Genomic DNA, 14,703 nt, shown 5'->3' on the forward strand with positions numbered 1-14,703 from the left:
TTCACTAATTATGTTGTGTAAATAAACTTTGTCTTACACTGATCAATAATAACTAATTATTCATAAACTTAGATACACTACATATTTATTCCTAAAATTCCACCTATAGCACCTATAAGAAAGGAAAGTACAATCCTAGATAATAATTGTAAACCAAAAACTACATTAACATTAAGTAATAAACTTAATATAAATAATCCAATTAAATAGATCAAACCACAAATTCCGCCATTTAACCAACCTTTATAGCCAATTTTACCAGCTGTATATATTCCTCCAATGAATATACTAATAACAGTTGTTATATACGTGATATAAGGCATAATAGCTTCTGTTAATGGAGTTAAAGTAAATAATAAAGACGAAAAAACAAATACTACTAATGAAATACAGTAAGCAAGTACAACACCTAATAAAATTGATGTAAGGCGAGAATCACCAATAAAAGAAGCATTCGTCTTAGCTGATTTTGTCAATCCCATCACCTCCATAAAATAGCTAATAGATGTTTATGTGAGGTGATGGGAAATTATGCATTTTATTACTCTTCTGAATTTGCTTCTTCATTTACTACTGATTGAACACCAAATTTTGATAAAGTTATATGAAGACTTTCAGCAACTTTTAGAGTTAAAGTTTCTCCTTTAATATCTTTAATTGTACCATGTATACCACCGATAGTGATAACTTTGTCATTTTTCTGTAGGTTATCAAGCATTTCCTTTCTTTGTTTTTGCTGTTTTTGTTGAGGTCTGATAAGCAAGAAATAAAAAATTGCAATCAGAACAATCAATGGAATAAATTGTTCCATTTTAAAAAATTCCTCCTTTAATTATGTTGATAAGATTTATAAAATGATTCTCGCCAGTCCTTAAAGTTATCATTCTTTATCGCCTGACGAATTTCCTTCATTAACTGTACCAAAAAATACAGGTTATGCCAAGTAATAAGTCTAAAACCTAATATTTCATTAGTTTTAACAAGGTGTCTTATATAAGCACGACTATAATTTTTACATGTATAGCATTCGCATGACTTATCAATAGGACTAAAATCTTTTTTATAGCTTGCATTTCGCACTGTCATTTTGCCAGTCCAAGTCATAGCTGTACCGTTACGTGCAACTCTTGTCGGAAATACGCAATCAAACATATCAATCCCACGATATACACCTTCAACTAAATAATCAGCCGTTCCAACACCCATTAAGTATCTAGGTTTTTCTTCTGGTAAGAACGGAGTAGTATTCTCAAGTACTTCTAACATTAATTCTTTCGGTTCTCCTACACTTAAACCACCTACTGCATACCCAGGAAAGTCAAGCTCAACAGTCCTAAGGGCACTTTCCTTTCGAAGTTTAGGATACATACCACCTTGGACTATCCCAAATAACGCCTGTTTATCAGCATGATTTTGACTATCTTTACATCTTTTCGCCCATCTAAGTGTTCTATCCAAAGATTTTTTAACATAAATTTCATCAGCTGGATAAGGGGGACATTCATCAAAAACCATCATAATGTCTGAACCTAAATCTTCTTGGATTTCTACTGCTTTTTCAGGAGAAAGAAACATTTTCGATCCATCTATATGTGAACGAAATTCTACGCCTTGTTCTGTTATATTTCTACGGTTTCCAAGACTAAACACTTGAAAACCTCCACTATCAGTTAGTATTGGGCGATCCCAGTTCATGAATTTATGAAGCCCACCAGCTTCTTTAATTAATTTTGACCCGGGTCTTAAATATAAATGATAAGTGTTGCTAAGTATAATCTCTGATTCCAATTCTTTTAGTTCATCTGGGGTCATAGTTTTAACTGTAGCTTGAGTCCCTACTGGCATAAATACTGGAGTTTCTACTTCACCATGAGGAGTTTTTAATGTTCCAACCCTTGCATCACATTCAGAAGACTTTTGATTAACAATATAAGAAACTGCCATTTTACCACCATCCAATTTTATACTTTGAGTTTATTTACTTTAATTTTCGCTGTGAAATTTTTCATTCATATCTAATACTGTAAGCCTTGCGTCTCCTACAGTAAAAGTTGTATTTAGCTGTAACTCTTTGTTTTCTTTTTCACCAAGCTATTTCATTTGCATGTTTTACATATGTACTATCACCAATTAAAAAAGATTCATTTGGTTCAAAACTTTCAATAAAAAAATATTTACGTATCATAAAAACTCCGGCAAGAGCTATTACACCTAAGACAAGTTCAAATGTACTTTCTGTATAGACTAGTAGTTTTCTTACACTTAATTCAAGGTGCAATTACAAAAATTAAAATCAAACTAACGTAGTTTTGAAAATTATTATATAAATTCTCTTCAACAAACTTTTCAAAGAATACTCCGGAAAAGAACACATAACAAATGCTATAAATTACACCCATCAACAAAGCTAAAACTACTATTTTTCAATATAATTTGCTAATTTGATAAATAAATTATTAGATATTTCATTCCATTTTGAGTTCCTAATTATCCCCCGAAGTTTATCTAAAACACTATTCTATAAACATCGCATCTCCGAAACTAAAAAACCGATACTTTTCTTGAACTGCTTCTTGATATGCTTCCATTATTAATTCATTACTAGCAAATGCTGATACAAGCATTAATAAAGTTGATTTAGGTAAATGGAAATTAGTAACTAGTGAATCTACAACTTTAAACTCATACCCAGGATAGATAAAAATATCAGTCCATCCTTTGCTAGATTTTACACATTTACCTTTCTCTTCAGTTTTACATGTCTCTAAAGTTCTCACTGCTGTTGTCCCAACTGCTATTACTCTACAGCCATTCCTTTTCGCATTATTTATTTTCTCTGCACTTTCTACAGGTAAATAGTAATACTCTGAGTGCATTTTATGCTTTTCAATATCTGTTACTTTAACAGGTCTGAATGTACCTAAACCAACATGTAATGTTAGTTCTATTACATCTCCACCTTTCTCTTTTATTTTTTCTATAAGATCAGGTGTAAAATGTAACCCTGCTGTAGGTGCTGCAACTGAACCTCTTTCTTTAGCGTAGACTGTTTGATATCTGTCAGGATCATCTAATTGCCTTTTTATATAGGGAGGTAATGGCATTTCTCCTAATTGGTCTAATATTTGTTGGAAATTACCTTGGTAATTAAACTTAACAATTCTTCCACCTTCAGGTGTTGTTGATTTGATTTCAGCTTCTAGAATACCATCTCCAAATTCAAATATTGTTCCTGGTTTAGCCCTTTTCCCTGGTTTAACAAGAACTTCCCATTCACCCTCATTTTCTGTAGGATGGATTAACACCATTTCTAATTTACCACCTGTTTCTTTTTTCTTACCAAATAGTCTAGCAGGCATAACCTTACTATTATTAACAATGAATAAGTCACCTTTTTGTACATAATCAATTATATTTTTAAAGCTTTCGTTTTTGATTTCCTTAAATTCTCTATTTACCATCATTAGTCGAGAATCTGAACGATTAAATAACGGTTTTTGAGCTATTAGTTCTTCTGGTAAATTATAATCAAATTCTTCTAACTTCATAATTAATACCTTCCCTTTATGTTTAATTTATTTAATCTCAACTTGATCAGTATAGTAATGATTTAGTATTTCTTTATAATTATACCCATCTTCAGCCATTCCATGAGCACCCCATTGGCTCATTCCTAGTCCATGGCCAAATCCATTTCCATATAGGTAATACATTAAGACACGTTGAATTTCTTTAGTACCTTTCTGACCTTTTATATGTAAGCTTTCTTCTTTTACTTTTCTTGGTTCATTAGTTTCTCCTGTAATAGCATATAATTCTTCATCTTTAGTTTCTTTATAAGTCATACTACCATCTGCACTCTTAATATTAAGCTCTGTTTCATCCCTATTTGAATCTATTTTAAACATTGTACTTTTAAGTCCTAGAGGACTTCTTATAGAATCACCAAAAACTTCATGTTCACTATCTTCTCCTTTGTAGGTTAGGTACTTAATACGTCCCGCTTCAGTCTTTTCTGTAATCTCAATTTCTTTTAAATCACCAATACCATAAGAGTCATCAACTATTTCAGATAATTCATTTCTATTATATTCTCGTTCCCATTTGTAGCTATATGAAGAACCTCGATCAACAGCTGATTCATCCCAAGGACTTTCTACAGATCTTAAATAAGCTACATCAGAACCCCACACATTTTCGGAATCTTCTGTTACCCCACCAGAGTTAGAATGATATAATGCATTTATTAATCTGTCATTAAAATATATCTTTTCTCCCCTGGTCTCCTTAACTGCTTCATTTGTTCTTTCGGTTTCATGCCCATACCCATTATATACCTGAGTAAATTGAGTATCACATAAATCAAATTCACTATATCTATTTCCCTTTGTAAACATAGCATAGGTCCTTGACGCGACAGCTTGTGCTTTTAAGGCTTCTTTATTCCAAGAAGCATAAGCTTCTGCAGGCACAACTCCTTTTAAATAATCTTCAAGAGATAGAATATTAGTAACCATTAACCCCTCATCTTTGTTAGTTATTGTTAACTTACCACGATAGGATTTTTTATTATTTAAAAGTTTAATTGGTTTGTCATATTTTGAATTAATCGCTAATCTCTCAATTTCTTTATCACCAAGATAACTTTTCTCAAACTTGTTCATATCTTGGGTGTCAATAACAGAAATTTCACTTATATTTTCAATACCTTTTAAAACATCGAGCTCTTTAATAAAATCTAAGGTATCCTCTGCTTCATCTTTAGTTTGAAAGCTATCCATTACTACACCTGGTAGATTATCATAAACATAATTTGTGTCTTTTAATAAGACTTCGCTTAAATCTTCTTTTAAAGACTTTAGGCTAATGTAATCAAAGTCACCCTGAAAAGCTATAGAATAACTACCACTCTTTTGATATGTAATTAGCTCATCATCATTGTTAACAAAATATCCTGGCCCAATAATATCAAAATCACAACTACTCAGGTCATAATCCTTAAATAAGTGAAACCCATCAGTATAGTCTGATAAGGGTGCGTATATTGCCCATTCATCCTTCGAAAAAGAAGTTATATAGACATCTTTGACTTTCAAATCACCTTTCTTTTCTTCTAAATTTCTTTTATCCTCATCTACTTTTAATATAGCTAAATAATCAGAGTGAAATTTAAATCCTTGCATTTCTAAAGTATCTTCAATAATACTATTAATATCATCAATTTCAGTTTCATCTACTATCAAATTCAAGAAATATGAATTCTTACCCTCTTCAGTATTATAAACATAGTCATCGGAAATTTCTGCTTCAATTTTTTCTAATATGTTTTTTGAATTAAAAGGTCCTAGTTTTAGTTGTATAGAATTTTCTAGTGGTTTTAACTTTTTGTTATCAATCTTAAATTTTTCATTTTTCTCTATCGTTATATTATCATCTAAAGTCTCAATAGGGATAATATAATCTTCAAATTCTGCAGACAATTGAAGTTTATCTCCATAAACACTTTCTAACTCCACCTCTTCAGCCAAGCTGTCAAATTCAGAATGTAACAGACCTACCTCAACAAAAGAAGATAACTCATCATCTTCAACTGTAGTTTTTTGTTCTTTTATATCTACATCTTCTTTAGTTTCTTCAGCAAAAATAGCTTCACCACTCTGAGAGAACACCCCAATAGTAAAGCCAAGTATTAATAATGAAGTAAAGATTTTTTTAGATTTCACAAGTTGCTCCTCCTTCTCCCTTAATAAATATTTTAACGTCTTATAATTACTGAAAGAATCAACGAAAGTATAATACTAACTATAATTGAAGTTACAATAGGAAAGAAAAAAGTCCCATTCCCACGTTGTATAAATATATCCCCAGGTAAACGACCAATATTACCAATACGTGATAATAAAGTAAATACACCACCTAAAACTAAAAACAAAATACCAAATGTAATTAAGAGTCTACCAATTTGATCATACATATTAACACCTCACAACAAAAGTTATTATTCTATTTTTAAAATAACCTTTGTTGAACATCACTATCCTTAGCTAAAGGATCGTACCCTAAATACCTAATTCCAGCAGGGGTTAGCACTCGTCCTCTAGGAGTTCTATTTAAAAATCCTAATTGCAGTAAAAACGGTTCATAAACATCTTCAATTGTTTCAGATTCTTCGCTAATAGAAGCTGCTAACGTATCTAACCCCACAGGGCCACCATCAAACTTTTTAAAAATTGTTTTCATCAATCTTCTATCAATCTCATCAAGTCCATAAGAATCAACTTCTAACATTTCTAATGCCTTATCAGCTACTTCTGTAGTTATAATATTATCAGCTTTTACTTGTGCGTAGTCTCTAGCCCTTTTTAATAAACGATTAGCAATTCTTGGTGTTCCTCTAGAACTGTTAGCAAGCTTTTTTGCCCCATCTTCTGATATTTCTATCCCTAAAATAGAAGCAGATCTTGAAATAATTTCACAAAGTTCTTCTTGATTATAAAAGTCTAGTCTATTAACAACACCAAATCTATCTCTAAGGGGACTAGATAAACTACCAACCCTAGTTGTTGCACCTACTAAAGTGAAAGGTGCTAAGTCTAACCTGATACTTCTAGCACTAGGCCCCTTTCCAACTACTATATCAATTGTATAATCTTCCATTGCTGGGTATAAAATTTCTTCAACACTTCGATTAAGTCTGTGAATTTCATCAATAAAAAGTACATCTCTTTCTTCTAAATTAGTTAAGATAGCAGCTAGATCTCCGGGTCTTTCAATTGCTGGGCCAGAGGTCACATGGATATTAACCCCCATTTGTTCAGCTATTATATGTGATAGTGTAGTTTTTCCCAGTCCTGGTGGCCCATAAAGTAAAACATGATCTAGAGCTTCAGCTCTTTCCACAGCAGCCTTTATAAAAATCTCTAAATTAGTTTTAACTTTCTCTTGACCTATATAATCTGAAAATTCCTTAGGGCGTAGATTATTATCTAAAGAATAGTCTTCTCCTGTTTGTTCACTTGTAATTATTCTTTCATCACTCATGTATTTTTCCTCCCCACTACTGCTTATTTAATCTTTGGAGAGCCAAGCGTAATAAATCTTCCATCTCCATAGTTTCATTGACCGAACCTTGTAAACTTTGAACTGCTTTTTCAATCTCTTTGCTTGTATATCCTAAACTACTAAGAGCAGTTTTAAGCTCAACGTAATTAGACGGTTCTGTAAATTGTCCACTATCAGCTTGGTCATTAGAAGTTAACACAGAAGATTCTTCATTCAATAAATCTTGAGATGTTATATCTTTAACTTTTTCTTTTAACTCTAGTACTACCCGCTGGGCTGACTTTTTACCTATTCCAGGAACACGAGTCAATTGTGAGATTTCATTATTTAGTACCGACAAATAAAATTGAGTGGGAGCAATTTCCCCGACTACTGCCAAAGCTATTTTGGGGCCTATCCCAGAAACATTTAAAACTAATTCAAAAACAGCTAATTGTTCTGACTCTAGAAATCCGTACAGAGTAATAGCATCTTCTTTAACGGCCATAAATGTATATAGATGAACATTCTCACCAGTATCAGGTAAATAGTTATAACAAGAGGGTGTAATAAATATTTTATACCCTATTCCTGAAGCCATTACAACACAGTATTGTTCAGTTTTTTCTAATAATTCACCTTTTATCCTTCTTATCACTTCCATCCCCCACATTCATTATGTAGTTTAGTTTTAATTTGTAAAGATTGTGAATGACATAAAGAAACTGCTAAAGCATCAGCTGCATCATTTGGTTTAGGTATTTTTGACAAATTTAATATTCGCTGCACCATTTTTTGAACTTGATCCTTTGAGGCACTTCCATAACCACAAACACCTTGTTTAACTTGTAGTGGAGTATATTCAAAAACATCTAAATGACTATGAGCTAAAGCAAGCATGATAACACCTTTGGCTTGTCCTACTTGCATGGCTGTTTTAGTATTCTTACTAAAAAACAAGCTTTCAATTGCAGCTGTATCTGGTGAAAATTCCTCAATTAAATTTATCATTCCTGTATAAATTTCTTTAAGTCTTTCTGTTGGAGTTTGTGTTGAATAGGTTCGTAAAACTCCACAGACTAAACATTTTCGTTTACTACCTTTAACGTGTATTATACCATAGCCACACTCAGCAATTCCAGGATCAACCCCTAAAATTATCACTCTTATAACACTCCTCATCAACTAGTATAACTTTCTAGTATTTGATCTTTTTCTTCCTCATTTTCGAAAATAATACCTTCTTCTAATTCATATCTATAAACCTCTTTTATATCATGTCTTGTTATTTCTATTAACTCTCCGTTCGGTGGTTCTCCTTCATATATAGCAATTTTATCTTGGTAGATACCAATATATCCTGCGTCTGTACCATTGCTATCTGACACTACTTCTTCTTCATGTTCAGGGCACCTATCTCCATAATAAATTAAGCTTAATTCTTCTGCACTAAATTCATCTACTTGCCAACCAGATGGTAAAAAATTCTTTAGCTCAGATTCAGTAAAACCCTCAAAAACCATATTCTGAAAGATCACCGGTGGATTATCTTCATCTAACTTTTTAGTGGTTCCACATCGTAAGTATTTTATTACATATTTAATATTAGTTTCATCTGTTATTTCTTCCTCTGAAATACCACCATTTATAGAAAATTGTGCTATTACAGCCGATATACTAATAACTACGATAACACCTGTAACTACGCTATTTTTTGTTAATTTCATAAAAAAGATTCCCCCCAATTTGGAAAGTACACCTAAAAGTATTTTTTCCAAATATTGAGGGGATTATTCTTAAGAGTCAATCAGTGAATCATCTATATCAAAATTAGCATAGACGTTTTGGACATCATCGTGATCTTCTAATTCTTCTAATAACTTGAGAACTTTTTTAGCATCATCTCCTTCAACTTTTACAGTAGTGCTAGGAAGCATGGTCACTTCTTTAAAAGAAAGCTCTAAACCTTGGTCTTCTAAAGCTTGGCGTACATTTTCAAAATCTTGAGGGTCAGTTATTACCTCTATGGTAGCTTCATCTATTTTAACATCCTCTGCTCCAGCTTCGACTGTTGTTAACATAAATTCTTCTTCGTCTACTTGATTTTGGTCACTATCTAATGTGATAAGTCCTTTTCTTGAAAACATCCAAGCGACGCAGCCATTTTCACCTAGATTACCACCATTTTTGGTAAATAAGTGTCTTACTTCTGAAGCAGTTCTATTTTTATTATCAGTCATTACATCTAAAAAAACAGCAATCCCAGCTGGGCCGTAACCTTCATAGGTTAGCTCTTCATAATTAACTCCTTCTAGCTCACCAGTTCCTTTCTTTACTGCTCTTTCTATATTCTCATTAGGCATATTATTATCTTTCGCCTTTTGTATTGCTATACGAAGTCGGTTATTTTTGTCTGGATCACCGCCACCTTCTTTGGCAGCTACTATTATCTCTTTAGATAATTTACTAAACAATTTACCTCTTTTTTCATCTTCTTTTGCTTTTTTATGTTTTATATTTGCCCATTTTGAATGTCCGGCCACAAATATTCCCTCCTCTATATTAATTATCTATTATCAAGATCAAATACAGGCGGCAACGTTTTTTTGTGTTTACTAGCTTTTTCTAATTTTTGGATTTTATTAACTATATCAACAGGTAGGTCTTCACCCATAAAATACTTTTCAATATCTTCATAGGTAAACCCTAACTCGTCCTGATCTGTTTGACCTGAAATAATACCAGCAGTCGGAGGACGATCTATAATACATTGTGGTATATTTAAATATTCAGCTAATCTATAAATATCCATCTTTGTAAAATTAGCAATTGGAGATAAATCTGCTGCACCATCTCCATATTTAGTAAAATAACCTATTAATAGTTCACTTTTATTACTAGTGCCTAATACCAGATATCGAAAGGTTTGTGCATAATAATATTGTACAGTCATTCTTAGACGTGGTTTGATATTAGCTAAAGCCATATCAGACGCAATTTTTTGATCAGTTAATTGATAATACATCTCATCAAAAGTAGAGGTTAGATTAACTTCTTTATAATTTATATCTAATTGTTTAGCTAAAGTATAGGCATCTTCAGCATCTTGAGGTTCACTATGACAAGGCATCACTAATCCCAAAGTGTCATTTGGAAATACTTTTTTAGACAGCGCTGCTACTACTGCTGAGTCTATACCACCACTTAACCCTACTACAGTACCTTTACATCCGGCTTCTTCTACCTTTGTTTTAATCCACTTACTTGCCATATTGGCTATGTTTTCCGCTTGTTCTTTAGTTTTAATGTACAAGTCTGACAACTCCTTCTATTGCCATATTATCAGTCTTTTAAAGTCATATTCATTGTACATCATCTTCAAATTTTATGCAATATTGACCACAATCGACGTAAAAAAGGAGCCCCTTGTGGGACTCCTATTAGGTAGCTTAATACTTCTCATATTAATTGTTCTGATTTAACATTTGGTTTTCGATAACTCTGAATTCTTGTGAAACTTGATTACACATTGCTTGAATTTGCTGCAATTGTTGTGAAGCTTGAGCTTCAATTTGACTTACTTGTTCTAGTCTCCGATAATTATCTTGTTCTATTTGGTGTAGCTTTTCGATTTCTTGTCTATTTTGTTGTTCTGCCTGTGCTAATTGGTTACAAATTTGATTGATCTGTTCAATGTTTTGTCTACATCGATTAATTTGGGGTTGAACACCTTGGTTCATTTGTCCGTATCCTCTGCTCATAGGATTTTGCTGACCATATCTCGTTCCCTGACCCATATTTGGTTGATTCATTTGGGTTTGCTGTGCACCAGAATATCTTGGAGCGTTATTTCTAGCTTGTGGTGCATTTCCTGGACCATAGCCTTGATAACTTGAAGTTTGATACGCACTTGGATTATACTGGCTCGGTTTTTGGTTACCACTGTAACCTTGATACTGGCTAGTGTGATAGTTATGTGGTTGACTTCCACCTACATTTGGATTTTGAATCTGATCTGTCTGTTGATTTTGATTATAACCTTTATACTTACTAGTATGGTATGCATCTGGATTATACTGAGTTGGTTTTGTGCTTCCTGTATATCCTCTGTATTGACTTGTTTGGTATGGGGCTCTTTGACTAGTAATTGGTCCTTGGTTTTGTCCTGTATTCATGCCTTGAACCATATTTGGTTGATTCATTTGGGTTTGCTGTGCACTGGAATATCTTGGAGCGTTATTTCTAGCTTGTGGTGCATTTCCTGGACCATAGCCTTGATATCTTGAAGTTTGATACGCACTTGGATTATATTGGCTCGGTTTTTGGTTACCACTATATCCTTGGTACTGGCTAGTGTGATAGTTATGTGGTTGACTTCCACCTACATTTGGATTTTGAATCTGATCTGTCTGTTGATTTTGATTATAACCTTTATACTTACTAGTATGGTATGCATCTGGATTATACTGAGTTGGTTTTGTACTTCCTGTATATCCTCTGTATTGACTTGTTTGGTATGGTGCCCTTCCACCATAATTTTGCTGATTATGTGTCATTGTCACACCTCCTGTTTTATTAGTTCTCATGTCTATTATGTGTTGTTATTCCAGTGTTATACATCTATCGTTTATAAATATTAGTTCAATTATCTTTTTTTGCCACTAACTATATTTTATGCTAGTATAAAATATAAAGTAATACTGATAGGAGGTTGTACATGTCATCAAAACCTATAATGCCAAATTTTCCAGTCATTGATTTTCATATTCATCTCCCTGTCCAAAGACAAAAACCCAAAAAAACCGGTAGTAATAATAAAGTTATAAGTGATTATCGTAAAAAACTGCAAGAGAATTTTTTCCGGAAATGGGGTTTTTATAAGCCAGATGGTAAAACTTATACACCAGAGGCAGCTGGTGAACTTTGGAATCGTAGACGAGAGTTCTATGGGTTAGAAAAAGTGAACGCAGTAACTGCAGGATTTGATAATGATATTCTTGCTCATATTATCAACTTATATCCAGACAGTTTTATTGGCTTCACTCACCATGATATACAAGAGCCAAATGCTTTTTTTGAGTTAAAAAGAGGAATTGAAGAATTAGGTCTTTTAGGACATAAAATTTTAGCCCCATATATGGAAAAACCATTTGACGATCCAGATCTTGAACCTATCTGGAAGTATTTAAATGAAAGAAAGTTACCTGTATTGATCCATTTCGGAATAGTGGTCCGGGTGGACTAGCCTCTTATAAGTTCATCAACCCACTTTCTAGTTTTGAAATAGCTAGATCATATCCTAATATGCCAATAATAATACCTCATTTTGGTGCCGGATACTTACAAGAAGTACTTCACTTAGCATGGAGTCTTCCCAATATATATGTAGATTCATCCGGTTCTAATCAATGGTTAGACTGGATGGCCTATGATTTAGAATTGAAGGATATTTTTAATAAATCATTAAAAACACTTGGTCCTGAAAGAATGATTTTCGGCACAGATTCTAGTTGGTTTCCACGTGGGTTTAGCTACCATATTTAAAAGTTTAGTGGGAAATACTTGAAGAATTGGGTGCTAGTAAGAAAGAACAAGAACTTTTCTTTTCTAAAAATACAAAAAGGATTATAGACAATAGTCAAAATTTAATAAAAAAGCACAGCTAATAGTGTTATGCTCCCCTTTTAGACAGTATAAAAAACTGAACTGTTTATCTAAAAAGAGGAGCTTTTTTATGTTAAAAGTTCACTACAAGAAATAAAAAATGGCACCAACCATAGAATGATTGGTACCATATATTTTCGATTGACTTCTTGAAAATGGTCAGTTATATTAGCTGTGTTTCTTATTTTTATTGCATCCACAATCTTCTTTATGTGAATTATCTTTTGGTGGAGGGCCACCCATCTGATTGATAACTTGCTGTCTAACTGCTTTCAGGTATTCTTTTCTTAATTTAGTTTGTTCTTCTTGTTCCTCTTTTGTGAGTCCTTTTTCTTTTTTCTTATTAGCTAATGTATTTATTCTCTCAACAAGTTCTTTAGAAATCAATTATTTCACCTCCTTAGGTAATAAAACCTGCCCTTTAATACCCCATTCATGTGCTTCTAAACCTATGGTATAAATAAATTCGTTATTATAAATATTATCATTTTCACCTACAGTACATTCTAACAAACAATAATTATCCGAGAAACCCTTTATAGATAAATGTTCACCTATATTATTGATTTGCTCGATCAAGATTCTTTTTATGCTTTTTAAATTATCTTCATGAAACTTTTTAGTTAATTGTAAGTCTAATTGTTTTATCTCATCTGTACGTCGTTTCTTAATATCAGGCCTTACTTGATCTTTAAAGTTATATGCCAGTGTATACGGACGGGGTGAATATGTAAAAACATGAACCTTACTTAATCTTAACTCAGAAACAAATTCCATAGTCCTTTTATGATCTTTCCTTTGTTCACCAGGAAAACCTGAAATTAAGTCAGTTACGATACTAATATCAGGCATTAGAGTTCTTGCCCTGTTAACTAACTGAGCAAAGTCATCAGTTGTATAATTCCTATTCATTCTCTTAAGTATATTGTCACTACCGCTTTGCAGAGGAAGATAAAGGTTGTTACAAATTTTATTATGTTTTTTAATTACTTGTAGTACTTCTTCTGTGACTTCCATAGGTTCTAAAGAACTTAACCTTAAACGAAAATTTTTATAAGGGAGTGAAGCAAGTCTATCTAGCAAGGTAGCTAAATTGATATCAGTTTGTAAGTCAATACCATAAACCCCCATATTAGTACCTGCTAAGATTATTTCTTTATATCCATTTTCTAGAAATTGTGTAACTTGCTTTTTTATATTTTCATATTTTCTACTCCTTGGCTGTCCTCGCGCAATAGTTACAATACAGTAACTACATTTATTGTTACAACCTTCTTGAATTTTTACAACTGGGCGAGACTTAATTGATCTATGTGTTATACCTAGTTCATCATATTTAGCTGTTTTTTCAAAGACTAAGCTTGTTGTTTCAGTTAATTCTTCTAATAAATAATTACGGTCTTTAGTTCCTACCACATGATCAATCTCTGGAATATTATTTTTTAATACTTCTTTTTCAATTTCTCCATAACAACCCATAAGACATACAATAGAATTTGGGTTGAGTTTTTTTGCCTTTCTCGCTTCCTTTCTAGAATTACGAGCAGCCTTTTGTGTTACTACACACGAATTGATAATATAAATATCTGCAATATCAGCAGTTTCATTAAAGCCACTCTCTAATAATCTATCTCTAAAAGAATCGCTATCAGACTGATTTAAGGGACAACCTAAAGTGATAATTTTAAATTTCAAAGATCGATTTTGTAATTTTTGCATCACTAACCCCTCTTTCTGTAGATAGTAAAACGCAATTTACAAAATTCACCTTGAAACTATTATAACTTAAGATATCAGGAATATTCTACCATTGAAATTAAATCATAAAAAAAACACCCTATATAGGGAGTCAGAAATATATATAAAGCCCGGCGAAGACCTACTCTCCCAGGAGCTTTCGCTCCCAGTACCATAGGCGCAGGAGGGCTTAACTGCTGTGTTCGGCATGGTAACAGGTGTATCCCCTCCGCTATTTTCACCGGGCTAGAAATCAAATAT

The 14,703-nt window shown here is 32.7% G+C and carries 18 protein-coding genes and 1 rRNA gene; 2 read left to right on the plus strand and 17 right to left on the minus strand.

The window, feature by feature from the left end; translation table 11 throughout:
• Window positions 1–77: 77 nt before the first annotated feature.
• The 14 genes from CDO51_RS08610 to CDO51_RS08670 all read right to left on the minus strand — a co-directional run bounded on the left by CDO51_RS08610 (window position 78) and on the right by CDO51_RS08670 (window position 11,597).
• Window positions 78–476 carry a TIGR04086 family membrane protein gene (locus CDO51_RS08610; protein WP_158212402.1) on the minus strand — a complete coding sequence of 133 codons (399 nt, stop codon included), beginning with the start codon at window positions 474–476 and terminating at the stop codon, window positions 78–80.
• A 65-nt stretch (window positions 477–541) separates the two neighbouring features.
• Window positions 542–811 (minus strand): preprotein translocase subunit YajC, encoded by a 270-nt coding sequence (gene yajC / locus CDO51_RS08615; protein ID WP_089023874.1) that lies wholly within the window; start codon window positions 809–811, stop codon window positions 542–544.
• Between the two features lie 17 nt (window positions 812–828).
• Window positions 829–1,944 carry a tRNA guanosine(34) transglycosylase Tgt gene (gene tgt, locus CDO51_RS08620; RefSeq protein ID WP_089023875.1) on the minus strand — a complete coding sequence of 372 codons (1,116 nt, stop codon included), beginning with the start codon at window positions 1,942–1,944 and terminating at the stop codon, window positions 829–831.
• Window positions 1,945–2,083: 139 nt separating this feature from the next.
• Window positions 2,084–2,278 carry a hypothetical protein gene (locus CDO51_RS13815; RefSeq protein WP_158212403.1) on the minus strand — a complete coding sequence of 65 codons (195 nt, stop codon included), beginning with the start codon at window positions 2,276–2,278 and terminating at the stop codon, window positions 2,084–2,086.
• A 235-nt stretch (window positions 2,279–2,513) separates the two neighbouring features.
• Complete coding sequence (gene queA, locus CDO51_RS08625) at window positions 2,514–3,548, minus strand: tRNA preQ1(34) S-adenosylmethionine ribosyltransferase-isomerase QueA (RefSeq protein ID WP_089023876.1); 1,035 nt, start codon at window positions 3,546–3,548, stop codon at window positions 2,514–2,516.
• Window positions 3,549–3,575: 27 nt separating this feature from the next.
• On the minus strand, window positions 3,576–5,723 hold the full coding sequence (locus CDO51_RS14710) for a SpoIID/LytB domain-containing protein (protein ID WP_089023877.1): 2,148 nt from the start codon (window positions 5,721–5,723) through the stop codon (window positions 3,576–3,578).
• A gap of 32 nt (window positions 5,724–5,755) precedes the next feature.
• Window positions 5,756–5,974: a DUF2905 domain-containing protein gene (locus CDO51_RS08635; RefSeq protein WP_089023878.1), complete on the minus strand. Its 219-nt coding sequence runs from the start codon at window positions 5,972–5,974 to the stop codon at window positions 5,756–5,758.
• Window positions 5,975–6,009: 35 nt separating this feature from the next.
• On the minus strand, window positions 6,010–7,041 hold the full coding sequence (gene ruvB, locus CDO51_RS08640) for a Holliday junction branch migration DNA helicase RuvB (RefSeq protein WP_089023879.1): 1,032 nt from the start codon (window positions 7,039–7,041) through the stop codon (window positions 6,010–6,012).
• 16 nt (window positions 7,042–7,057) lie between these two features.
• On the minus strand, window positions 7,058–7,699 hold the full coding sequence (gene ruvA / locus CDO51_RS08645; protein ID WP_158212404.1) for a Holliday junction branch migration protein RuvA: 642 nt from the start codon (window positions 7,697–7,699) through the stop codon (window positions 7,058–7,060).
• Complete coding sequence (ruvC, locus tag CDO51_RS08650; RefSeq protein WP_089023881.1) at window positions 7,696–8,205, minus strand: crossover junction endodeoxyribonuclease RuvC; 510 nt, start codon at window positions 8,203–8,205, stop codon at window positions 7,696–7,698. The genes ruvA and ruvC overlap by 4 nt, the downstream gene beginning before the upstream one ends.
• A 17-nt stretch (window positions 8,206–8,222) precedes the next feature.
• Window positions 8,223–8,768, minus strand: a complete 546-nt coding sequence (locus tag CDO51_RS08655) for a BofC C-terminal domain-containing protein (RefSeq protein ID WP_089023882.1) — start codon at window positions 8,766–8,768, stop codon at window positions 8,223–8,225.
• A 69-nt stretch (window positions 8,769–8,837) separates the two neighbouring features.
• Entirely contained in the window at window positions 8,838–9,584 is a 747-nt protein-coding gene (locus CDO51_RS08660; RefSeq protein ID WP_089023883.1) for a YebC/PmpR family DNA-binding transcriptional regulator, read from the minus strand.
• Between the two features lie 23 nt (window positions 9,585–9,607).
• The gene (gene nadE / locus CDO51_RS08665; protein WP_240503534.1) at window positions 9,608–10,354 is read right to left on the minus strand and encodes an NAD(+) synthase; all 747 of its coding nucleotides are present in this window, start codon (window positions 10,352–10,354) and stop codon (window positions 9,608–9,610) included.
• A gap of 151 nt (window positions 10,355–10,505) precedes the next feature.
• Entirely contained in the window at window positions 10,506–11,597 is a 1,092-nt protein-coding gene (locus CDO51_RS08670) for a hypothetical protein (protein ID WP_089023884.1), read from the minus strand.
• Between the two features lie 161 nt (window positions 11,598–11,758).
• Between CDO51_RS08670 and CDO51_RS15030 the strand changes: the two genes are divergently transcribed.
• Entirely contained in the window at window positions 11,759–12,286 is a 528-nt protein-coding gene (locus tag CDO51_RS15030; protein ID WP_089023885.1) for an amidohydrolase family protein, read from the plus strand.
• A 38-nt stretch (window positions 12,287–12,324) separates the two neighbouring features.
• On the plus strand, window positions 12,325–12,585 hold the full coding sequence (locus CDO51_RS15035; RefSeq protein WP_276207013.1) for an amidohydrolase family protein: 261 nt from the start codon (window positions 12,325–12,327) through the stop codon (window positions 12,583–12,585).
• A gap of 288 nt (window positions 12,586–12,873) precedes the next feature.
• On the opposite strand, the gene CDO51_RS08685 is transcribed toward CDO51_RS15035, so the two are convergent.
• The 3 genes from CDO51_RS08685 to rrf form a co-directional block, all read right to left on the minus strand.
• Window positions 12,874–13,092, minus strand: coding sequence for a DUF896 domain-containing protein (locus tag CDO51_RS08685; RefSeq protein ID WP_089023887.1), 219 nt, complete (start codon window positions 13,090–13,092; stop codon window positions 12,874–12,876).
• Window positions 13,093–14,424, minus strand: coding sequence for a tRNA (N(6)-L-threonylcarbamoyladenosine(37)-C(2))-methylthiotransferase MtaB (gene mtaB / locus CDO51_RS08690; RefSeq protein ID WP_089023888.1), 1,332 nt, complete (start codon window positions 14,422–14,424; stop codon window positions 13,093–13,095).
• A 147-nt stretch (window positions 14,425–14,571) separates the two neighbouring features.
• Window positions 14,572–14,688 (minus strand): 5S ribosomal RNA (gene rrf, locus CDO51_RS08695).
• Between the last annotated feature and the right edge of the window lie 15 nt (window positions 14,689–14,703).

It is taken from the genome of Natranaerobius trueperi (genome assembly GCF_002216005.1).
In the GTDB taxonomy this organism is placed as follows: domain Bacteria; phylum Bacillota; class Natranaerobiia; order Natranaerobiales; family Natranaerobiaceae; genus Natranaerobius_A; species Natranaerobius_A trueperi.